Origin of the sequence: Streptomyces sp. NPDC046203, assembly GCF_040646255.1 — a bacterium.
Lineage (GTDB): Bacteria > Actinomycetota > Actinomycetes > Streptomycetales > Streptomycetaceae > Streptomyces.
Genome location: NZ_JBEYZX010000021.1, coordinates 81,297 through 102,034 on the forward strand (window position 1 = coordinate 81,297; position 20,738 = coordinate 102,034).

A 20,738-nucleotide genomic window follows, 5' to 3' on the forward strand; every position below is an offset into this window, starting at 1 on the left:
CCGGCCCGGGCTTTCGCCGCTAAGGCGCCGGGGCGGGGGAGAGGGCGAAGCCGTTACGGGCGGCCAGCGAACGGATGTGATCCTCCGACAGGGACCCGGCCCGTTCCAGCGTCAGTACGGGCAGATCGGCCCGGCCGTGTCCCGCAGCGTGATGGAACGCGATCACGCTCACCGGCACCGGCGCGGGCGCGTGGAACGGATGCCGCAGCCGGGCCGCCTCGTCGTCCGCGTGCGCCAGGACCCGTACGTCGGGCTCGCCGCCGAAGCCCGCGCGGGCCATCTCGCCGTAGCCGTACGACGGTTCGCCGGGCCGGTGCGCGGAGGTGACGAAGAGGAAATCGGCCCCGGTCCGGGTCAGGGCCGCCGAGAGGAAGGTGTTCGAAGGACAGTGCCGGCCGGGCGCGACCACCCGGACCGTGCGCGGTACGCCGTCCGCCTCGGCCGTCAGATGCCCGGGGACCCGGTCCGCGGCCGGCCCTCGGAAACCGAACGGCCCCAGCTCGTACAGCTCTTCCATCAGCGACCAGAGCTGCCGTCGCGGCAGCGCGGCGGGCAGCCGGGACCAGTCGAACAGGCCGCGGATGGCGGACGGCACGGTGGTCACGGCACCGGTCCGGCCGGAGGGGCGGCCGGTGAGCCGGCCCGCCCGGGCGATCAGTTCGTGGTCGGGGCGGGTGGTCAGCGCGTAGCCGTGGGCGAAGCCGTGCACCACCGCGCAGCCGGCGGCCAGATCGGCCGCGGCCAGCCGTACGGCCGCCGGGTCGCCGAGGGTCGGCGGGTCGTTCGGGGCCGGCGGGCGGCGTACGGCCGTACTTCCGGAACCGGCTCCGCCGTAACCGGTTCCACTCGGACCGGCTCCACTCGGACCGGTTCCGCCGGGACCGGCCAGGCCAGGGACCCCGGCCGCCGCCGGGCTGCTCGCCGCCGCGCCGCTCACCATCGGGCCACTCGCCCCCGGGCCGGCCGCCTCGGGACCCGCCGCCTCGGGACCCGCCACCTCGGGGCCCGCCTCCGGCGGCCCCGCCGGCACCGGGCCCCCGGGGTCGATGCTCCCCGGAGCCGCTTCGGCCCCGGTCACCGTCGTCGCCACCGTCTGGGCCGGCACCGCCTGTTCGTCGCGCACTGTCGTGCCTCCGCTCTCCCCCGCTCTCCACCGGATCGGTTACGGCGTGCAACGAGCTTGGGGCGATCCGGTCACAACGGGTTGACCGTAGCGCCGGGGGCGACGGAGGCCCAGAGGCCCGCGCGTCACTGCTCGCGCATGCCCCACGGGGAGCCGTACGCGGTCAGCAGGTCGAGGAACGGGGTCGGGTCGAATGCCTCCGCGCCGCGCACGCCGGAACCGGTCCAGACGCCGGTGGCCAGCAGTTCGAGGGCGACGACCGGGTTGATGGCGGTCTGCCAGACGACGGCCTGCGAGCCGTACTCGCGCATCGACCACTGGTTGTCGACCACGTGGTACAGGTACACCTCGCGCGGCGCCCCGTCCTTCGTGCCCTTCACCCAGGTGCCCGCGCAGGTCTTGCCGTGCATGCGCTCGCCGAGCGTGGCCGGGTCGGGCAGGCAGGCGGCGACGACGTCGCGCGGCGACACGCGCGTCCCGCCGGGGAGCGTCACCTGCTCCGTGCGGTCGAGGCCGAGCTTGCGCAGCGTCTTCAGGGTCTCGATGAACTCGTCGCCGAGGCCGTACTTGAAGGTGACGCGGCGGGCGTCCACCCAGCGGGGGATGAGCAGGACTTCCTCGTGCTCGACGTTGACGCACTCGACCGGGCCGATGCCCTCGGGGAAGTCGAAGACCTCGGGCTCGCTGAACGGCGCCGTGGTGAACCAGCCGCGGTCCTTCTCCCAGACCACCGGCGGGTTGAGGCACTCCTCGATGGTGGTCCAGATGTTGAAGGAGGGCGCGAACTCGTAGCCGTCGACGGTGAGGTTCGCGCCGTCGCGGACGCCGATCTCCTCGATGTCGTCGAAGAGGCGCTCGGCGGCGTAGCGGGCGAAGACGTCGGACAGGCCCGGCTCCACGCCGATGCCGACGAGGGCGAGCCGCCCCGCCTCCTCCCACGCGCCGGCGCGCTCGAACTGCGCGTCGCCCAGCTTGACTCCGCACTCCTCGTACGGGCGGTCGGGGTGCGGGTACGACAGCGACATCGCCATGTCGAGGTAGTGCGCCCCGGCGGCCAGCGCCGCCTCGAACAGCGGCATCACGAAGCGCGGGTCAGTGGCGTTGAGCAGAACATCGCACCGCTCGGCGGTGAGCAGCGCGGTGACGGCGGCCTGGTCGGAGGCGTCGACACGGGCGGCGCTGAACCGGTTCTCCCCGTCGCCCAGGGCGGCGACGGCGGCCTCGGCCCGGGACAGGTCGTAGTCGGCGACCACGATGTGGTCGAAGAAGGTGCGGCGGGCCGCGATCCGGGTGATGGCGGTGCCCACACCGCCGGCGCCGACAAGCAGAACTCGCATGACAGAGACATACCTTTCATCCGCATTGGTCGGAGTGGTTCCCGGGTATGCCCATGAAAGTCTTTCCGGCCGAGATGGGTCAACGGTGTTGGCGTAACCTGGGAAACAGGCGCGAAAGGGGCAGTCATGCCTAAGGAAGTGGTGTCGGAGGCGGCCCGGCGTCGCAGAAAGCCCAACAAGGCAGGAGTCGTCCTCTCCGAGCGGCTCTATATCGAGACCGCGCTGAGGATGCTCCATGAACACGGCCGGGACGGACTGACCGTGCGCCGGCTCGGTGCGGCGCTCGGCGCCGACCCCAGTAGCCTCTACCGCTATTTCCGGGGCACCGACGACCTTCTCCTCGCCGTCGGCGACGAACTCGTCGGGCGCGCCCTGCGCGGCTGGGAGGCCACCGGCGACTGGCGCCACGATCTGCGCGACCTGGGGTTGCGGATCCACTCCGCCTATCTCGCGCACCCGCAGGCGGCGATCCTCACCGCGAGTCGGGTCAGCGGCCGGGCCAACGAGATCGCCGTCGACGAGGCGGTCATCGGCGTGCTCCGCACGGCCGGTCTGCCCGATCCCGAAGCGGTGCGGATCTACCAGGCGTTCATCGATCAGGCGCTCGCCTTCGCCGCCCTCGACGCGGCCGCCCTCGCCCTCCCGCACTCCGCGCGGGCCGCCGACGAGGCGGTCTGGCAGGCCACGTACGCCCGCCTGCCGGCCGGCACCCACCCCCACATCGCGGCCACCGCGCCCCGGTTGATCGCCCGGATGAAGAACAGCGCCTACCCGACCGCGCTCGACATGCTCCTGGACAGCGCGGCGGTGGCACTGGCCCGCGCGGACGCGGAAGGTGCCGGTTCGAGGGAAGGCGGGTCGTGAGCCGCCCTCGCGCGAGGGGCCGGGTCCAGTACGGTGACTCCTGGTCGGCAGCGGCGGTCCGAGAGGCGGTGGTCCATGACCGGGCGGAATGAGCCGGGCGGGGCGAGCGGTGCGGACGAGCCGGGTGGTGCGGGTGAGCCGGTCGGCGGGCCGGGTGGTGCGAGCGGTGCGGACGAGCCGGGTGGTGCGGGTGAGCCGGTCGGCGGGCCGGGTGGTACGAGCGGTGCGGACGCGCCCGGGCGTACGGAACGCCCTCTGGCGCCCGAGACCAGGAACAGCGTCTCCGGCGGCCATATCGAGGGGCCGGTGGCTCAAGTGGGCGTCGTCCAGGGCTCGATCACCTTCAACTACCACGCCGCCGCCGGGGGCACGGAGCCCGCGGCCGACCGCCGGCCCGACCAGGTGCCCCGGCCGCCCCGGGGCTTCGTCGACCGCCACGAGCCGCTGGCCGTACTCGACGAGGTGTTCGCGTACGCCCCCGGGGAGGACGCGCCGGGGCACTGCCCCATCGGGGTGTTCAGCGGCCTTCCCGGTATCGGCAAGACGGCCGCCGCCAGTCAGTGGGCCCACCGCAACCAGCGGTTGTTCCCGGGTGGGCAGCTCTTCGTCGACTTCGCGGCTCTGCGGGCCGACTCGGGGCGGGAGAGCGGGAGGAGCGGTGGTGGAGGAGCCGTTGGGGCAGTCGGGGCCGTCGGGGGCGCGGGCGGGGATGTGTCGGAGGCGCTGGCCGGCTGTCTGAGGGCCCTGGGGGTCCAGGACGCCTACCTTCCCGCCTCGTTCGTCGAACGTGCCGCGCTCTACCGGGAGTTGTCGGGCAAGCGCGGACGGCTGCTGGTGGTCCTGGACGATGTGACCAGCCCGGCCCAGGTCACCGCCCTCGTGCCGCAGGGGGACGGCAGCGCCCTGCTGGCGACGAGCACCTGGCAGCTCGGTGAACTCGTCCTCGATGGAGCCTCGTTGCTCCCGCTCGACGTTCTCGACGCCGACAGCGCCCTGGAGTTGCTGACGGCCCTGTGCGGCCCCCGGCGGATCGCGGACGATCCGGCCGCGGCGGCACGCCTGGTCGATCTGTGCGGAGGTCTTCCGCTGGCCGTACGGCTGTGCGCCGCACGGCTGTTGACCCGGCGGAACCTCACGCTCGCACGCCTCGCCGACGAACTCTCCGACGAACAGAGCCGCCTCGACCGCATCGCCGTGTCCGGGGCTCCCGCGCGGACCCCGACGTCAGCCCGTGAGGAGCGCACCGTGTCCGCCGCTCTCGACCTCGTCTACCGGGACCTCCCGGATTCCGCCGCCCGCCTGTACCGGGCCCTCGGCCGGCTTCCCCAGCTCAGCTTCGACACCGCCGTGGCGGCGGCAGCGGCGGGCTCGTGGCCACTGCCGGAGACGGCGGAGGCATTGGGCGCGCTGGAGGACGCCAGCCTGCTGTCCGCACTGGAGGACCAGCGCTACACCCTGCACGGTCTGGTACGGCTCCACGCCCGCCGGATGTCCGACGCCGAGGACCCGCCCGGCGCGGTGCGGGAGGCTGTCGGCCGGGTCGCCGGGCACTATCTGCGGCTGGTGGTACGGGCCGATCTCGCCGTCCGCGCCGACCGGTTGCGCATCACCGACCCGGCTGAGGTGTTGGGGGGCGCGTCGGCCCCGGCTCCGGCTCGGGACGGCGACGGGGCGGCTGCGGCGGGCGGGCCGACTCGTGAACGCACCCCCGATTCCGGGTCGTTGGCAGCCGCCGATCCGTTCGCCGGATCCGATGATCCCGGCCGGGACGCGCTTGCCTGGCTGGAGGCCGAGCGCGGCAACATCCTCGCCGTGCTCCGTACCGCCGCCGGGCTGGGATTCGACCGCGTGGTGTGGCAGACGGCGGAGTCGTTCACCGTACTCTTCCTGCACCACCGGCACCTCGCCGAGTGGCGCGAGTCGCTGGAGCTCGGGATCGCGGCGGCGGAGCGGGACCGGGCCGCCGGGGGAGGCGGGGCGGGCGCGGCCGAGGCCCGGCTGCGCAGTCTGCTGTCCCGGCCCCTGCTGGACCTGGGCCAGGACGAACGGGCCCGGGAACACCTGGCGGTCGCCGAACGGCTCGCGGTGGAATCCGGGCACGTCGTCCTCCAGGCGTCGGTCCAGGAGTTCGCCGGCCGCTACTGGGACCGGCACGACCCGGCCCGCGCGATCGACGCCTACCGCGCCTCGCTCGCCCTGAACGCCGAGGCCCGCGAAGCCCGGGGCGAGGCGCTGGCCCGCTACTTCCTCGGCTGCGCGCAGCACGCGGCGGGCGATCCGCGCACCGCCCTCGCCACCCTCGGCCGGGCCCGCGACGAACTCCTCGCGCTGCCCGACAAGCCCGACCGGCGCATGGCCGCCCGCGCCCTCGCGGACACCGGCCGGGCCCGGGCCGCGCTCGGCGACCTCGCGGGCGCCACCGCCGACCTGACGGAGGCCGCCGAAGTCCTGCGCCAGGAACAGGCGTTCCACTACGAAGCGCGGATCATGGAGGACCTCGCCGGCCTGGCGGAGCGGTCCGGCGACCCCGAACGGGCCCGGCAATGCCTGCGCCGCGCCCTCGCCGTCTACGAGGAGGGCGGCAGCCCCCGGGCCGCCACGGTCCTGGAACGGCTCACCCGAGGCTGACGTCCGGCGTCGGCGTCCCCGGGGCGCAGCTCCAGCCGTCGGCCGCGGTGCGGCCCGAGGTGGAGCACCAGCGTGATCCCGTGCGTCGTCCCGTGCGGCGGGATGCCGGCCCGCAGACACGCGTAGACGACGGCGGCGGCCAGACCGGGGTCGACGGGCGCGAGGCTGTCGGGGGCGGGCGGGGTGAGCGAGGGGGCTGGGGTGCGCGGGGCGCCCGGGGCGTCCTGAGGGGCAGGGGCAGAGGCCGGGGAGTCGGCTGCGGAGACCCGTACCGTACGCCCGTCGCGCAGACCCACCAGACAGTCGGCCTCCCGGGAGACCGCCGCGATCCGCGCGCCCGGGAAGTCGGCGAGGAGACGGGCGACGCCCTCGGCCGCCGCTCCCGGGGCGAACACCCCGGACCCGGCGGACACGACGGAGGCGCTCTCCGTCAGCCGGGTGTCCGGCTCGTCGATGTCACAGGCCAGATGCCAGAACGACGTGCTGTCCTCCACCGGCTCCGCGGCGAGCCCGGCGGGCAGTCGGCTTACGTGGACGTGGAGTTCGCCCATGGCGGTGGCGTCGTCCCGTACCCCGTCGTCCCGTACGACGGTCGTCTGGACGAGGAACGACCGGGCGCGGGCGGTGTGCTGGGACGGCGGGAGGGGGAAGGCACGGGGACCTCGGGGGCCCTGGGAACCGCGGGCGGGCATATGCCGGGGCTGGGGGAGGCGAAGGAGGTCATATGCCAGTTCGCGCAGGCGGGGCAGTGCCCCGCCCGGTTCGACGAAGGCGCGCGCCGTCACCTCGGTGAACCGGTCCGGGTGGTCGCCGTGCACGGACAGGGCCGCGTCCAGCCGAGGGCGCAGCGGTGCGCCGTCGTCGTCCAGCCACCCGGCGGCCGTGCGGAGCGCGTACCCCGCCGTCCCCGGCACGGACTCGGACCCGAACGCCCCGAGCAGGACCGGGTGTCCGGTCGCCGCCCCGTACAGCGTCACCGAACCGTGGTCGCCGATCACGAGGTCGGACGCGACCAGGGCCTGCTGCCAGCCGTCCGTGGGATCGACCACGATCAGCCCGGCCTCGACGGCCGACCGCTGCATGACCCGGATCTGCCAGGCGCCGTGCGCGGACCAGACGTTCGGGTGCAGGACGAGCGCCACCCGGAACTCGTCGGCGGGCAGCTCGGCGAGCAGTTCGGCCGGCAGCCCGGGCCGGGTCCCGGCCAGCGACTCCCCACCCCAGGTCGAACTCACCAGGACCAGCCGCTGACCGGGCAGCACCCCGAGCGCGGCGCGGTAGCGCTCCCGCTGCCGGGCGCTGACCAGGAGCCGGTCGAGCACGGGATCGCCGACGAGGACGGTCCGTCCCACCGTGCCGGGATGGGCGGCGGCCAGCTGCGCCGTCTGATCGGGGTGCGAGACGGCGAGCCACGCCCGGCGGGCCGCCAGCAGATCCTCCGGGACCAGGCCCGACAGGCGGGTGCCGGGGCCGTCGGAGTCCGGCACCCGCTTGTGGAAGCCGACCCCGTGCGGCAGCACGAGCACCGGGTAACCGCCGGGCGGGACCTTGATGTTCTCGGAGGCGGAGATCAGCAGATCAGGCGCGATCTCCGCGAGCTGGGGCCAGGGGAGCGTACGGCAGCCCAGGTTCCGCAGGAGATCGAGGACGCCGTTGTTGAACGCGGACGTCGGGTCGTAGGCGAACACGACGGTGATCCGCGGATCGTCATGCACGAGTTCGGGGACGACTTCCAGAACCCGTACGAGTGAGGTGACCGTCCGCGCCGCGACGACGAGCGTCCGCTCGCCGTCGAAGGTCCGCCAGCGTGCCGCGTCGGGGCCGACGGGAGCGAGGACGGGCGCGACGGGGTTGACGGGGTTGACGGAATTCACGGGGCTCGTGGTGCTCGTGGGGTTCGCGGGATTCGCCGGAGGCTGCGGAATCACCGGCTCCATCGCGCACCTCCGCCCGACGACGGCATCGCCGTGCCCGCCGCCCTCAGGGCCTCAACAGCCTTCCGGCTTCCGGCTTCCGGCTTCCGGCTTCCGGCTTCCGGCTTCCGGCTGGTTAGCATAATCAGGGATGCTGGGCAACCGACCATCGCTTTCTCTCAAGGGAAGGCTACTCGGTGCGGTTCCCCGTTCGGGTGGCGTGCCCCGGGAGCCGTAGGGCGAGGCGGCGCGGGTCTGCTTGGCTTCCCTCCATGCGTACGACGAGAGCGTTCCTCGCCGCCCTTCCCCTGATCGTCACGATCACCGTCCTCGGGACGGGCCCTGCCGCCGCGCGGGCGGTGACGGTCCGGGACGACTGCGGGGGCGGCGGCACGGAGATCATGTCCAACGAGGAGTACGAGCTGCGGTACGGCACTGGCACCGATGCGGCGTTCCCGCCCGCTTTGCCGGGCGGAGTCCGGGGCCGCTGAGCCCCGTCGGCCGGGCCCGCGCGAGGTCCGACACCGGATGACGGGGCTCCGAGGGCCCGGGACCCCGGGGACTCGGGATCCCCGGCCCCCGAGGCTTCCCGGACCCCGGGACCGTCGGTGGGCCCCGGGGCCGTCATGCCCGGAGCCGGGCGGCGACGGGACGGTGGTCGCTGCCGGTGGCCGGGAGGGTCCAGGCGTCGGTGGGGGTGAGACCCCGGGTGAGGATGTGGTCGAGGCGGGCCAGCGGGAAGGACGCGGGCCAGCTGAAGCCGAAGCCCGCGCCGGACGCGTCCGACGCGGGTGTCAGCCGTGATGTCAGGGGCGCGAACGCGCGGTCGGCGGTGGTGCCGTTGAGGTCTCCCAGCAGGAGGATCTTCCGCTGCCGTTCGTGATCGAGGGCCGAGGCGAGCGCGGTGAGGTGGTCGTCGCGCCGGCCCGTGGTGAAGCCGGACGCGCCGACGCGGACCGAGGGCAGATGCACGACGTAGACGGCGACGGGGCCCTTCGGCCCCCGGACCAGCGCGCGAAGCGAGCGGCTCCAGCCGGGGTCGAGGGTGACGCGCCGGGATTCGTCGATCGGGAAGCGGCTCCACAGGGCGACGGTGCCGACGCGCGCCGAGTGGGGAAGCCTTCGGTCCAGCGTCTTCCGATAGGCGGGCAGCGTCTCGTCGGTGATCTCCTCCAGGGCCACCAGATCGGGGTCCGCCGCGAGGAGTGACCGGGCGGTCCCGGCGGGGTCGGGGTTGGCGGCGCCGACGTTGTGGGTGACCACGGTCAGGTTCGGGTCCGGTCCCGAGCCGCCGTGATCGGCGAGGAACAAGGGCGCGAACGAGGCGGACCACACGGCCCCGAGCACAAGCGCGGCAATGCCTCCTGGCACGGATCCACGGACCAGGGCGATGAGAAGAAGCACCGGTACGGCCAGTCCGGTCCAGGGCAGCACGGTGTCGAGCAGACTGCCCAGGTTGCCTGGCGTGTTCGGTACGGCGGAGTGGCAGAGCAGGACGAGTCCCGTCACCACGGCGGCGGCGACCCCGCCCGGGACCCGATACCTGCGACCGGAGCCGGAGCCGGAGCCGGAGCCGGAGCCGGAGCCGGAGCTCGGCTCGTGATCGAGATCGGCGTCGGGATCGGGGGAGTCGGGATCGGTGTCGAGGCCGGGGGCGTCGGAGGGGTGCTCGCCGGGGCCACGGTCGCCGGGGCCACGGTGATCGAGGTCACGGTTATCGGGGCCACGGTCGTCGGGGTCGGAGAATCCGCCTCCTATGTACACATCCGGGTGGGGGTCCTGGTACGGGTGGCGCATGGCACGTCCTGGGGAAGGGGAGAGTGGCGCGTCGACCCATGGACCGGACGCGGTGAACGCGGTGAACGCGATGAACGCGATGAACGAGGCGCGGTGGTGAGCGCTGCGGCGGGTCAGCCGGCCGCGTCGGTCAGAAGGCTCGGACAGGTTCCGCCGGGGGTGGTGAGCAGTTCGAAGTGCCACATCTCGTTGTCGTAGACCTGGCACAGGCCGTAGGCGGAGCCCTTGCGGATCAGCCAGTCGTCCGCGTCGGTGGGGCCGATGTCGACGGCCTTGCCCGACACATGGGCCGACTTCCGCGGCGTACTCACGAACCGTCTCGCCTGCTCGACGCTTCCGTACCGCTGGACGGCCTCGTCCAGCAGACGCTGCTGGTGTTCCCTGGTGCGCCACCCCGAGGTGATCCGGAACTCCACGCCGTCGGCGCGGGCGTCCCGGGCCGCGGCCTGTACGGCCTTCAGCAGGTGTGCGTCCAGGCGTCCGACGGCCGGGTGGTGGGTGTCGAAGGGGGTGAGGGGGCGGTCCTCCGGCCGGGTGTCGCTGTCGGCGTCCTCCGGGCCGGAGCCCGTGGTCGCGGACCCGCCGGACCCGCCGGACCCGCCGGATCGGCCGGACGCGGTGGACGCGGCGGCCGGTGTGCTTCCCGGTGCCGTGCCCCACACCGTCACGGCCACCCCCAGCCCCGCCACCACGACGGCGGCCAGCGCACCGGCGCCCAACGCGGTCCGGTGGGGGAGACGCCGTGCGCGTCGTGTTTCTTGTTTTCCTTGTTTTCCTTGGGTTCCTCGTGTTCCAGCGGGGTCGTCGTACATGGTCGCCTCCGGGGGTCCGGGCGGGCGGCGGGCGCCGCGGGCCGTTACCCCGAGTGAACGGGGGGACGGGTTGCCGGGACGTCTCGAATTCCCGATATGTTCTCGGTATCCCCGTTCCGCTTGGATGGCCCCGAGCCCCTCGCGGACGGAGCGGGCCGGGCAGCGCGGAATCGTGGGCACGCGGATCACACGGATCACACGGACCGCGCCGACCACACGGACCGTGCGTAGTCGCCGAACGGGCGGAGATCAGGAGAGACCGGATGCGGGTGCTGATAGTCGAGGACGAGCTGTATCTCGCCGAGGCGGTGCAGGCCGGCCTGAGGCTCGAAGCCATCGCCTCGGACATCGCCGGGGACGGGGACACCGCCCTGGAACGCCTCGCCGTACACACGTACGACGTCGTCGTGCTCGACCGCGACATCCCCGGCACGCACGGCGACGACGTGTGCCGGAGCATCGTGGAGCGGGGGCTCGGCTGCCGGGTGCTCATGCTGACGGCGGCGGGACTGATCGACCAGAAGGTCGCCGGGTTCGAGATCGGCGCCGACGACTACCTGACGAAGCCCTTCGACCTGAAGGAACTGGTCGTACGGCTGCGCTCGTTGGCCCGCCGGCCCAAGGACGGGACGCCTCCCGTCGTCGACCACGCGGGGATCCGCCTTGACCCGTTCCGGCGGGAGGTCTTCCGCGACGGGAGGTATGTGGCGCTCACCCGCAAGCAGTTCGCGGTCCTGGAGGTCCTGATGACCGCGCGGGGCGGGGTCGTCAGTGCGGAGACGCTGCTGGAGCGGGCCTGGGACGAGCACGCCGACCCGTTCACCAATGCGGTCCGCATTATCATGTCGACGCTCCGCAAACGGCTCGGCGAACCGGCGGTCATCCACACCGTGTCCGGTGTCGGATACCGTCTCGGCGAGCCGGCCGGCGGGAACGCAAGACAGGGCGGCGAGCGATGAGGCGCGGCCCCGAACCCCGTGCCGATGCCGCGAGGACGTCAACTCCGCACGTAGCGGCGCCCATTGATCTACGGCAGCCCGTACCGCGGCCCAGGCGGCTGACCGCCCGGATGAAACTCACCCTCACCTACGCCCTGTTCGTCTTCGTCGCCGGAGCGCTCAGCCTGGTCGTGGTCTACCTGGCCATGCGCTTCGTGCCCGACTACCCCCTGAGCGCGGTGAATCCGCAGGCCGCCGCCGTCGCCACCCGTCCGGACATCCTCCAGGCCCTGATCAAGGCATCCGCCGTCGCCCTGCTCCTCCTCGCGCTGGTGGGGCTCGGCGCCGGCTGGCTCATCGCGGGCCGGGTCCTGCGCCCGCTCCAGGACATCACCCGGGCGGCCCGCCGGGCCGCCGGAGGTTCCCTGGACCATCGCGTCGGACTCACCGGCCCCCGCGACGAGTTCACCGAACTCTCCGACACCTTCGACGACATGCTCGCCCGCCTCCAGCGGTCCTTCGACGCCCAGCAGCGCTTCGCGGCCAACGCCTCGCACGAACTGCGCACCCCCCTCGCCGTCAGCCGCACGATGCTCGACGTGGCCGTCGCCGACCCCGACGGCCAGGACTACGGCCGGCTCGTCTCCCGGCTCCGCGAGACCAACCAGCGCGGCATCGACATCACCGACGCGCTGCTCCAGCTCGCCGCCCTCGACCACACCCCGCCCGCCACCGAACGGCTCGACCTCGCCGACCCCGCCCGGGGCGCCGTGGCGGCCGTCCGCGAGGAGGCCGGCGCGCGAGGGGTGGCCCTCACCGCCGACCTCGGCCCGGCCCCGGTCACCGGCAACGGCGTCCTGCTGCGCCAGCTCGCGCTGAACCTGCTCCACAACGCCGTACGGCACAACCTGCCCACCGGCGGATCGCTCTCCCTCGCCACCGGCGCCGATCCGCTCCGCCCCGGTCATGTCCTGCTGACGGTCACCAACACCGGGCCACGGCTGCCCGCCACCGGCGCCGCCGCCGTCGACCGGCTCACCGAACCGTTCCTGCGCGGCGGCGGCCGGGTCGCCGACAAGGACCCCGCCCGCCGAGGCCACGGCCTCGGCCTCGCGATCGTCGAGGGCATCGTCCGCGCCCACCGCGGAGAGCTGACTCTGGCCCCCAACCCCGGCGGCGGGCTCACCGTCCGGGTCTCGCTGCCCGCCGCCGGGTAGCGGCGGGGCGGCGGGCAGCGGGGCGGCAGGGGCGGGTAGCGGGCGGTGGGGCGGCGGTGTGGCAGGGGCGGCCGTTCGGCGGAAGAGGCGTCGCCCGTTCGGGAACGACGCCGTTTCCACGGAAGGCCGGGGCGGTGGGGGCGGGATGATCGCGGTGCCCCGCCCCCCCGTCCAGCCCCTTCCCGTCCCTTCCCGCTCGTGGCAAGGGGCTGTCGCCCGTCCCCGGAGGTGACCGTCCATGGTCCTCGTCATCGTCCTCGCCGCGCTGGCACTGATCGCGGGCATCGCCGCGAACAAGTGGCTGCGGCCGATCCTCCTCAAGGAGGACGACGGCAAGGGCATGGCCGTCAAGGACCTCGTCGGCCCGCTGCTGACGATGACCGTGCTGCTGCTGAGCTTCGTCCTGGTCACCGCCAACGGTTCCTACGGCAAGGCCGAGACCGCCGCGAACAGCGAGGCCCGTGCCGTGGACCAACTGGTGGAGACCGCCGGATACCTTCCCGCGAACTCGCCGCAGCGGGCCCGGATCCAGGCCGACGCCGTCTGCTACGCCCGCGCCGTACGTACCCAGGAATGGCCCCTCATGGACCAGGGGAACGGCGACGGCTCCCCGGCGCCCAGCGTGTGGTCCACCGACTTCCGGACGGTCTTCGGTCAGCTCCAGGACAAGCCGGTCTTCGGCATGCTCGTCTCGGCCGACAACGACCGCTCCGTCGCGCGCGACGAACGCCTGGCCCAGGCCACCCCGAGCATCGCCAGCGCCATCTTCTGGTTCCTGCTCGCGACCCTGGTCGTCACCGTGACGGCGCTCGGTTTCTGTCTGCCGCGCAAGAACAACCGCGGCCAGATCGTCACCCTGACGGTGATCACCGCGCTCCTGACCACGACGCTGATCATCATCAAGGACGTCGACCGGCCCTTCGGCGGCATCGTCGACGTACCGCCGCACGCGATCGCCGAGGTGGAACGGCAGGCCACCCGCGACTTCGTCGCCCACCACCCGGCGTCTCAGATCCCCTGCGACGACAAGGGCAACCGCCGGGCCGTCTGACGGCCTGTCCCCGGCCCCGGCCCCTGGTCCCGGGCGACGCCGAGGACCCGGCCGTCGGTCCCGTCCGGCACCGCGGCGTCGGAGAGCCGGCCGGGCAGGGCGTCGAGGGCATCCGGGGGTACGAGATCAGCGTCCGCGCCCGCAGCCTCAAGCAGTCCGTGTCCCTCATCCACCACGGACGGCTGGTCCACCTCGCGCCGAGGTGAGGCGAGCCGGCCGCGCCCCTCGAAGCCCCGGGCCGGGCCGGGCTGGGCCGGCCCGGGCCGGGACGTACGCGCCGGTGGTGGGGCAAGGTCAGGGGCCGAAGCCGTCATCGCGTGGGGCCGCATCCCCCTGGGGGGGGCCGAGTGATCATTCGGCAAGCAGCCGTTCCAGCATGAACTGCGACGTCGGGTCGGGGGCGATGGTCAGCGACTGGACGCGGTAGCGACGCGGCGGCAGTTCGACGCGTATCGCCTCCGCCGGCCCGTCCGCGTCCCGTAGCGCGGCCGCGATCCTGTCCGCCTCGTAGGCGGCATCGGTCAGGACGTACCGCCCGCCGAGTTCGAGAGTGAGGACGTCCTCCCAGCCGTCGGCCGTCATGGCGGCGCGGACGGCGGGCAGCAGCCCCGTGTCGTCGTCGGCCTCGTACCAGCGCGCGAACGTGCGGGGCTCGGCGAGCCAGGTGACGGGCAGGGGCTCCCCGCCGAGCGTCAGGATGTCGTGGCCCGCCAGCCGGAAGGACGCGACGTACGCGCCGATCACGTCCTCCGCCTCGATGCCTTCCCAGGCTGGCAGGAGCTCCTCCGGGATGAGCGCGTAGCGGGCGAAGTCGGTGTGGTCGAGCCAGGTAGCCATGGGGCGGATCATCACACCGGCCGCTGACACGCGCCGAGGCCGGCTCGACGGTCGGAAGAGGGGCAAGAGGGGCATTGAGCCGCCGGGGAACTCCCGGACCCCGCCGGACGGATCCAGCCGGCGCCGCCTGGTTCCCGCCTCGCCCTCATCTTGCCGCGTCCTATTCCATCAAAGGCGCGAACCGGTAAATCCTGATATCTCATCATAGCTATGACGTCTCGTTACCCGAGAATGATCGCGCCCTGTGGCCCGCCCCCTGGGTGAGCATCTGACGCCAGGTCATGTGGGCCGCATCTTCCAGTAGTTGGTGCGAAGCCACGGGACTCCGCCGGTGTGGCCCTATCAGAGGCATCCGGATGTCGACCCGAATCGCAGCAAACAAAAATCGCCTGAATGCCGACATTTGAAGGAAAGGCGTAAGTGTCGGAGACCCTTAGCATTCGCCTGAATCGGCATCGATTTCCACATCGGAGGCGATTCTCCCTCGCGCTAATCATGGGTAGCTCCGGAGGTGGACATGGGCAAGGCGGGTATGGGCCGTGCCGGCGGTAAGGCGCCGGGCGGCCGGTTGTGGAAGTGGGGGAGGTGGCGGGGTCCCGGGCGCTCGGCCGGGTGCCCGCCGAGACCGCCGACCTGGCTGCACTTCTGGCGGGTCGCCATGGTGGCCGCGTTGATGGTGTGCGCCACCGGGCCGGCCGTCGTCGCGCACGCGCAAACGCTGCTCACGGTCGCGTTGTCGCCGGTGACGACCCCGGTGAACTCCGGCGACGTACTGATCTACGCGCTCAATGTGCAGTGCTCCAACCCGACCGGCTGCGGGACGGTCACGGCCACGATGCCCGCGCCGGCCGGCTGGACCAGCGCCGCCGGCACGCCCAGTGCGTCGCTGAGCCCCGCCCAAATCGCGGCCGGGATCACCCAGTCGGCCGATTCGGCAGGCACGCTCACGCTTACGTGGCCGAACGCGACCGCCGGCAATTCGCAGCAGATCCAGGTCAACTGGCCGACCCAGAACTACCTGACGGCGCCCGGACCGCAGACGGTCACCGTGACCGCCACCGACACGGCCGGCGACACCGTCGAGCCCTCGACCGCCACTGTCCAACTCAACGCCGTGCCCAACCCGGAGCTTTTCAAGAGCGGTCCCAGCATCGCGGTCGCCGGCGGCACGGTCTCCTACCTGATCTTCGCGCGCAACATTCAGACGAACCCGACGACGGCGGAGGGCGGGCTCGCCCTCGACAACGTGGTCATCTCCGATGTGCTGCCGCCTGGAGTCACGTTCGTGAGCTGCAGCGACGACTGCACGTACGATTCCGGCACTCACACCGCGACCTGGCCGGCCATCCCGCGGATGGCCGGCGACCAGGCCGGGCGCACCATCACGTACACGCTCCCGGCTACGGCGCAGCCGGACGACACCTTCACGAACACGGCGAGGCTGGAGGCGACGCCCTTCGGCTCGACCACGCCGATCCCTCCGCTCACCGCCACGGCGGTCACGACGATCCCCAGCGGTCCGCCGGTGGTCGAGGCGTATACGTACAAGGGCACCGACTACAGCGTGGCGGCCGTCAACGGGCCCGCGAACTGGTATATCAACGTGGGCAATCGCGGTAACGTCGACGCGTCGCTCGTCATGCGCGACGACCTGCCGGCAGGGTTCAACGCGACGGCCATCGGCTCGTTCCAGAACAACAGCACGGGGGCCCCGCCGCCCAGCGGCACGACGATCCTGGTGACCTACAGCGACTCGTCGCAGGAGACACTCACCTGGCCGGGCTCGCGGCTCGACATCACCAAGCCCGGTGTGCGGGTCACCAACATCACCGTGACCATCCCGAACGTCTCGCCGTCGACGACCTACGGCATCGTCGTCAACGGCACGATCGACGCGTCCGCGACGCCCGGATCGACGATCACGAACTGCCAGAGCACGACCGTCTCGGCGCCTGGCGTGGCCGACGACACCGCCACGGACTGCTCGTCGCTGAGGATCAAGGAGTACCTCACCAGCGGGTACCTCAGGAAGGACCTGGTCGGCCCCACCCCGGCCGCGCCGGGAGCGACGCAGACCTGGGGCTTGAACATCGGCTGGGACCCGAGCCTGGCGACCACGGACCTCCAGCCCGAGATCATCGACCTGATCCCGCCCCAGCTGACCTACGTGCCGGGATCCTTCACCCTCGCCGCCGGCCAGGCGGCAGGGTGTCCGGTGGGGTCCGACTTCGAGGTGTCACTGACGCCGAACTACCTCAACGGCCGCACAGCCTTGATCGCGACCACGGCCGGCTCCGGCGCCACCGTTCCGTTGAGCGACAGTTGCCGGTACGCGTTCCAGACGACCGTCAATCCGTACACGCCTGCCGGCACGTACGGGGGCACTGCCGGTGGCGCGGACCCGACGGACCCGACCTACCCCGTCCAGCCGGCCTACGAGGGCAACGTCGCGTACCTGTTCGATGCGCGCGGCTACCTGCTCGCCGGCAGCTTCGGCAAGGTCGCGGACGCCGCCGATGTGAACAAGAACGGCGACACCCAGGAAGGCGTCTCGGCGACCACCGCCGACTTCGCCGTGGCCCGGTCGGCGGCGTTGGGCGTCACCAAGGAGGTGAAGGGTGACAGGGACACCGATTTCTTCGGATCGGCGGAACAGGACCCCACCCAGGTGGGTACCTCCACCGCGGGCGGCACCGTCACCTACCGTGTGACTCTCACTGACAACGGCAACGAGCCCATGACCCACTTCGTCGCCTACGACCTGCTTCCGTACCCCGACAACACCGGTGTGACGGCCTCCCGGTACGCCGATCACAGCGACGTCAACGAATGGGTGCCGACGCTGACCGGGCCGATCGACACCGGCTCCGATCCGGTGACGGTCTACTACTCCACCAACACCGACCCCTGCCGGCCCGAGATGGACAACACCGGCACCCAGCCGTTCTACTGCGGCGGCGATGTCAACGCCCACTCCGACTGGGTCACGGCGGGCGGGGTGACCAACTGGTCGGCGGTGCGCGCGATCCGCTTCGACTACGGCGACACGATCATCGCGCCCGGAACGACCTACACCTACACGTGGACCATGAACGTGCCCACCACCAAGGCCGGTGGCACCGCGTTCGTCGGCGGCGAACGGACCTGGAACAAGATCGCCGCGCAGGCGGCCAGTGACGTGTCCGGCGCGCTGACCGACCTCCTTCCCACCGAGGCGCCGTGGGTCGTCGACCAGGTCGTCCCCAGCCAGGAACCGGCCGGTCTCGGCATCGTCAAGGAGGCCGACACTCCCGGTCCGTTCCGCGTCGGTGACACCGTTCCCTACACCTACACCGTCAGCAACACCGGCCCGACCCAGATCACCAACCTCACTGTCACGGACGACCGGGTCACCGGCATCACCTGCGAGTCCACCACCCTCGCCCCCCACGGCAGCCCCGGAGACAGCACCCGGTGCCACGGCAGTTACGTCATCACGGCCGCCGATGCGGCGGCCGGCCATGTGACCAACACGGCCTTCGCCGGCGGCACCGACCCTGAGGGGCAGCCGGTGGAGAGCCCGCCGGCCGAGGAGACGGTTCCGGTCGTCTCGGGCCAGTCGTCGCTGTCGATCACAAAGCAGTCCGACGTGCAGGGCACTGCCGATCCGGGCGACGAGGTGACGTACACCTACACGGTGACGAACACCGGGCAGACGGCGCTGACGGACCTGGCTGTCCATGACGACCACGTGGCGTCGGTGACCTGTGACGCGACGACCCTCGACCCCGGTCAGAGCACGACGTGCCGCGGGACGTACACCGTCACCGAAGCCGACGCGGTGTGCGGCACGCGCGGCAGCGGAAACGGCGGGTACGGCGACCACGGCGGCGCCTGCCCGGTCACCAACACCGCTCAGGCCACCGCGACCGATACCCAAGGCGACACGATCACCAGCAACACCGCCACCGCCACCATCCAGGTGACCTCGGGCGGAGGCGGAGGCGGCGGCTACGGCTCCGGCGGCTCCGACTACGGCAACGGAAGGGGAAACTCCTAAGCAGATCCTCTGAGGGGGCTGTACGACGACGAGTCGGACAGCCCCCTCTGGGCTGTCCGGAGCACGGTCAGGCCTGAGAGGTCGTTTTCGATCTGCTGGCGCATGCCGGCGTGGATGTTGTGTGGGACGAGGCCGGCGGGCTGGACGAAGCGGACCAAGCGCGTCTTGAACGTCCTCTTCGAGTGCGCGATCAAGAAGAAGGTCCTGAAGGTGAACCCCTTCCGAAGGGCAAGAGTGCGAACACCTCGGCGTTCAAGACCTCGTCCGCAGTCGACAAGCGGTCGCTACTCGACCAGGTGCGGGCCGCCGCACTGCTCGGCTGGGTCTACGGGCGACCGAGGGGCGGCCGGCGGCTGCACGCCTTCTTCGCCACCATGTACTACGCCGGGGCGCGGCCCGAGGAGGTCGTGGCTCTGGATGTCGGGGACGTGCGGCTGCCCGCCCGGGACGCCGAGGAGCGGCGCATCGGGCCGGCGGGGGAACTTCCGGGCCCCGTCGCCCCGACCAGTGCCTGAGAACTTCACCGCGTATTCTCCGCAGCCACCCGCAGGAAGCCGGTGACAGCCGGACTCCGCCGGACGGATCCAGCCAGCGCCGCCCGGTTCCCGCCCGGTCCGACATCGACCGAAAAACTCCCCCGACCAGCAGAAAGACCCTCCCGAAGGAGGGTCTTCCGTCACGCGCCCCCGGCAGGACTCGAACCTGCGGCCAAGTGCTTAGAAGGCACCTGCTCTATCCGCTGAGCTACGGGGGCCGGCGGTGATCGGGTCAAGGATAGGGGTCCGGTGACCCTGGCCCGGCTGCTTCACCTGCGTGGCACGATGTGGAGGTTCGGTGAAGCGGTCCGATAATCGCAGCCAGGTGCGATTCGCGCAGCGCTTTTTGCGCCACGCAGGCCGGGTGTTGTGCAGTCGTTATGCCTGACGTTCTCGGCTACATCCGTTCGGTCGGCGCGCAGGGCCCCCATACGCTTCAAAATGACTCCTAAATTGGGCATTCTTCGCATGTGGTGACCTTGGACGAACGGCCCCAGCTCATCGACGCACTCTCCGCCCTGCGCGACCGTGTCGCCGCCGTGCGTCTTCCCCTTCCGCTCCCCGGCGCGCCCCGGGCCCGGCAGACCCGGGCCGAGTTGCTCGCACAGCTCGACGACTACCTGGTGCCCCGTCTGAAAGATCCCGACGCGCCGTTGCTCGCGGTCGTCGGCGGATCCACCGGAGCCGGGAAGTCGACGCTGGTCAACTCGCTCGTCGGGCGGCGCGTCAGCGAGGCAGGGGTGCTCCGGCCCACCACCCGGACCCCCGTGCTCGTCTGCCACCCCGAGGATCACCACTGGTTCGCCGGCATGCGCGTCCTGCCCCAGCTCACCCGCGTCTGGCTGCCCCAGCAGGACGACGACCACCCCGAGGAGCCCCCGGAGGACAACTCCCTGCGCGTCGAGACCTCCGCCACCCTGCCGCGCGGGCTCGCGCTCCTCGACGCGCCCGACATCGACTCGCTCGTCGTCGAGAACTGCCTGCTCGCCGCCGAGCTGATCTGCGCCGCCGACATCTGGGTCATGGTCACCACCGCGAGCCGGTACGCCGACGCCGTCCCCTGGCACCTGCTGCGGACCGCCAAGGAGTACGACGCGACCCTCGTCACCGTCCTCGACCGCGTCCCGCACCAGGTCATCGGCGAGGTCTCCCGGCAGTACGAGGCGCTGCTTCTCAAGGCCGGATTCGGCGACCTGCCCCGGTTCACCATCCCCGAGCTGCCCGAGTCCACCGGCGGCGGCAGCGGACTGCTGCCCGACAACGCCGTCGCCCCGCTGCGCGGCTGGCTCGCCCACTGCGCCCAGGACCCGGCCGCCCGCCAGCAGGTCGTCGGCCGGACCGCCGCCGGGGTGCTCGACTCACTCGACAGCCGGATGCCGGAGCTGGCGGGGGCCGTGGCGGCGCAGTACGCGGCGGCCGTACGGCTCGGGGGCGCCGTCGAGGCGGCGTACGAGGAGCAGGGGCGGCGGCTGCGCGAGCAGGTGCGCCGGGGCGCCGTCCTCGCCGGGGACGCGCGGACGCGCTGGCGCGGCTACCCCCGGGACAGCTCCGCCGGCGAACTCCTCGACGCGCTCGTGGAGTCCCTCGCCGCGCTCGCGCAGTGCGCCGTCGCCGCCGCCGACGAGCGCGTCCGCGACGCCTGGCGC

15 protein-coding genes and 1 tRNA gene are annotated in these 20,738 nt (G+C 72.4%); 9 read left to right on the forward strand and 7 right to left on the reverse strand.

Features of this window, described 5'->3' with window-relative positions; translation table 11 throughout:
- Nucleotides 1-19: 19 nt before the first annotated feature.
- On the reverse strand, nt 20-1,123 hold the full coding sequence (locus ABZ990_RS17690) for a hypothetical protein (RefSeq protein ID WP_361231823.1): 1,104 nt from the start codon (nt 1,121-1,123) through the stop codon (nt 20-22).
- Nucleotides 1,124-1,248: 125 nt separating this feature from the next.
- Complete coding sequence (locus ABZ990_RS17695) at nt 1,249-2,460, reverse strand: saccharopine dehydrogenase C-terminal domain-containing protein (protein ID WP_361231825.1); 1,212 nt, start codon at nt 2,458-2,460, stop codon at nt 1,249-1,251.
- A 126-nt stretch (nt 2,461-2,586) separates the two neighbouring features.
- Between ABZ990_RS17695 and ABZ990_RS17700 the strand changes: the two genes are divergently transcribed.
- Nucleotides 2,587-3,324: a TetR/AcrR family transcriptional regulator gene (locus ABZ990_RS17700; RefSeq protein ID WP_361231827.1), complete on the forward strand. Its 738-nt coding sequence runs from the start codon at nt 2,587-2,589 to the stop codon at nt 3,322-3,324.
- A gap of 75 nt (nt 3,325-3,399) precedes the next feature.
- Nucleotides 3,400-5,952: an NB-ARC domain-containing protein gene (locus ABZ990_RS17705; protein WP_361231829.1), complete on the forward strand. Its 2,553-nt coding sequence runs from the start codon at nt 3,400-3,402 to the stop codon at nt 5,950-5,952.
- On the opposite strand, the gene ABZ990_RS17710 is transcribed toward ABZ990_RS17705, so the two are convergent.
- The gene (locus ABZ990_RS17710) at nt 5,892-7,826 is read right to left on the reverse strand and encodes a hypothetical protein (RefSeq protein WP_361231831.1); all 1,935 of its coding nucleotides are present in this window, start codon (nt 7,824-7,826) and stop codon (nt 5,892-5,894) included. The genes ABZ990_RS17705 and ABZ990_RS17710 overlap by 61 nt on opposite strands.
- A gap of 311 nt (nt 7,827-8,137) precedes the next feature.
- Here ABZ990_RS17710 and ABZ990_RS17715 point away from each other — a divergent pair, with 311 nt between their 5' ends.
- A complete protein-coding gene (locus tag ABZ990_RS17715) occupies nt 8,138-8,356 on the forward strand; it encodes a hypothetical protein (protein WP_361231833.1) in 219 nt (72 codons plus the stop codon).
- Between the two features lie 133 nt (nt 8,357-8,489).
- On the opposite strand, the gene ABZ990_RS17720 is transcribed toward ABZ990_RS17715, so the two are convergent.
- A complete protein-coding gene (locus tag ABZ990_RS17720; RefSeq protein ID WP_361231835.1) occupies nt 8,490-9,662 on the reverse strand; it encodes an endonuclease/exonuclease/phosphatase family protein in 1,173 nt (390 codons plus the stop codon).
- A gap of 113 nt (nt 9,663-9,775) precedes the next feature.
- Nucleotides 9,776-10,381, reverse strand: coding sequence for a M15 family metallopeptidase (locus tag ABZ990_RS17725; protein ID WP_361231837.1), 606 nt, complete (start codon nt 10,379-10,381; stop codon nt 9,776-9,778).
- Nucleotides 10,382-10,737: 356 nt separating this feature from the next.
- Between ABZ990_RS17725 and ABZ990_RS17730 the strand changes: the two genes are divergently transcribed.
- From ABZ990_RS17730 to ABZ990_RS17740, 3 genes are all read left to right on the forward strand, one after another.
- A complete protein-coding gene (locus ABZ990_RS17730) occupies nt 10,738-11,433 on the forward strand; it encodes a response regulator transcription factor (protein WP_361231839.1) in 696 nt (231 codons plus the stop codon).
- A gap of 110 nt (nt 11,434-11,543) precedes the next feature.
- Nucleotides 11,544-12,629 carry a HAMP domain-containing sensor histidine kinase gene (locus ABZ990_RS17735; RefSeq protein WP_361231841.1) on the forward strand — a complete coding sequence of 362 codons (1,086 nt, stop codon included), beginning with the start codon at nt 11,544-11,546 and terminating at the stop codon, nt 12,627-12,629.
- Between the two features lie 238 nt (nt 12,630-12,867).
- On the forward strand, nt 12,868-13,680 hold the full coding sequence (locus tag ABZ990_RS17740) for a hypothetical protein (RefSeq protein ID WP_361231843.1): 813 nt from the start codon (nt 12,868-12,870) through the stop codon (nt 13,678-13,680).
- Nucleotides 13,681-14,031: 351 nt separating this feature from the next.
- Here ABZ990_RS17740 and ABZ990_RS17745 read toward each other — a convergent pair whose 3' ends face one another.
- Complete coding sequence (locus tag ABZ990_RS17745) at nt 14,032-14,517, reverse strand: Imm21 family immunity protein (protein WP_361231845.1); 486 nt, start codon at nt 14,515-14,517, stop codon at nt 14,032-14,034.
- A 658-nt stretch (nt 14,518-15,175) separates the two neighbouring features.
- Between ABZ990_RS17745 and ABZ990_RS17750 the strand changes: the two genes are divergently transcribed.
- Both ABZ990_RS17750 and ABZ990_RS17755 read left to right on the forward strand, forming a co-directional pair.
- Complete coding sequence (locus ABZ990_RS17750) at nt 15,176-18,556, forward strand: hypothetical protein (RefSeq protein WP_361231847.1); 3,381 nt, start codon at nt 15,176-15,178, stop codon at nt 18,554-18,556.
- 182 nt (nt 18,557-18,738) lie between these two features.
- Nucleotides 18,739-19,071, forward strand: coding sequence for a hypothetical protein (locus tag ABZ990_RS17755; RefSeq protein WP_361231849.1), 333 nt, complete (start codon nt 18,739-18,741; stop codon nt 19,069-19,071).
- 166 nt (nt 19,072-19,237) lie between these two features.
- Here the strand turns inward: ABZ990_RS17755 and ABZ990_RS17760 are convergent.
- Nucleotides 19,238-19,310: transfer RNA gene (locus tag ABZ990_RS17760), tRNA-Arg, on the reverse strand.
- A 261-nt stretch (nt 19,311-19,571) separates the two neighbouring features.
- On the opposite strand from ABZ990_RS17760, the gene ABZ990_RS17765 reads away from it, so the two are divergent.
- Nucleotides 19,572-20,738 (forward strand): dynamin family protein (locus tag ABZ990_RS17765; RefSeq protein WP_361231860.1); only part of this gene is annotated, 1,167 nt, incomplete at its 3' end.

What these genes read in the sequence shown, in the direction of transcription:
- ABZ990_RS17745 (WP_361231845.1), bottom strand. Translation starts at nt 14,517, where the DNA reads ATGGCTACCTGGCTCGACCACACCGACTTCGCCCGCTACGCGCTCATC.
- ABZ990_RS17705 (WP_361231829.1), top strand. Translation starts at nt 3,400, where the DNA reads ATGACCGGGCGGAATGAGCCGGGCGGGGCGAGCGGTGCGGACGAGCCG.
- ABZ990_RS17695 (WP_361231825.1), bottom strand. Translation starts at nt 2,460, where the DNA reads ATGCGAGTTCTGCTTGTCGGCGCCGGCGGTGTGGGCACCGCCATCACC.
- ABZ990_RS17700 (WP_361231827.1), top strand. Translation starts at nt 2,587, where the DNA reads ATGCCTAAGGAAGTGGTGTCGGAGGCGGCCCGGCGTCGCAGAAAGCCC.
- ABZ990_RS17735 (WP_361231841.1), top strand. Translation starts at nt 11,544, where the DNA reads ATGAAACTCACCCTCACCTACGCCCTGTTCGTCTTCGTCGCCGGAGCG.
- ABZ990_RS17740 (WP_361231843.1), top strand. Translation starts at nt 12,868, where the DNA reads ATGGTCCTCGTCATCGTCCTCGCCGCGCTGGCACTGATCGCGGGCATC.
- ABZ990_RS17730 (WP_361231839.1), top strand. Translation starts at nt 10,738, where the DNA reads ATGCGGGTGCTGATAGTCGAGGACGAGCTGTATCTCGCCGAGGCGGTG.
- ABZ990_RS17750 (WP_361231847.1), top strand. Translation starts at nt 15,176, where the DNA reads ATGGTGGCCGCGTTGATGGTGTGCGCCACCGGGCCGGCCGTCGTCGCG.
- ABZ990_RS17720 (WP_361231835.1), bottom strand. Translation starts at nt 9,662, where the DNA reads ATGCGCCACCCGTACCAGGACCCCCACCCGGATGTGTACATAGGAGGC.
- ABZ990_RS17715 (WP_361231833.1), top strand. Translation starts at nt 8,138, where the DNA reads ATGCGTACGACGAGAGCGTTCCTCGCCGCCCTTCCCCTGATCGTCACG.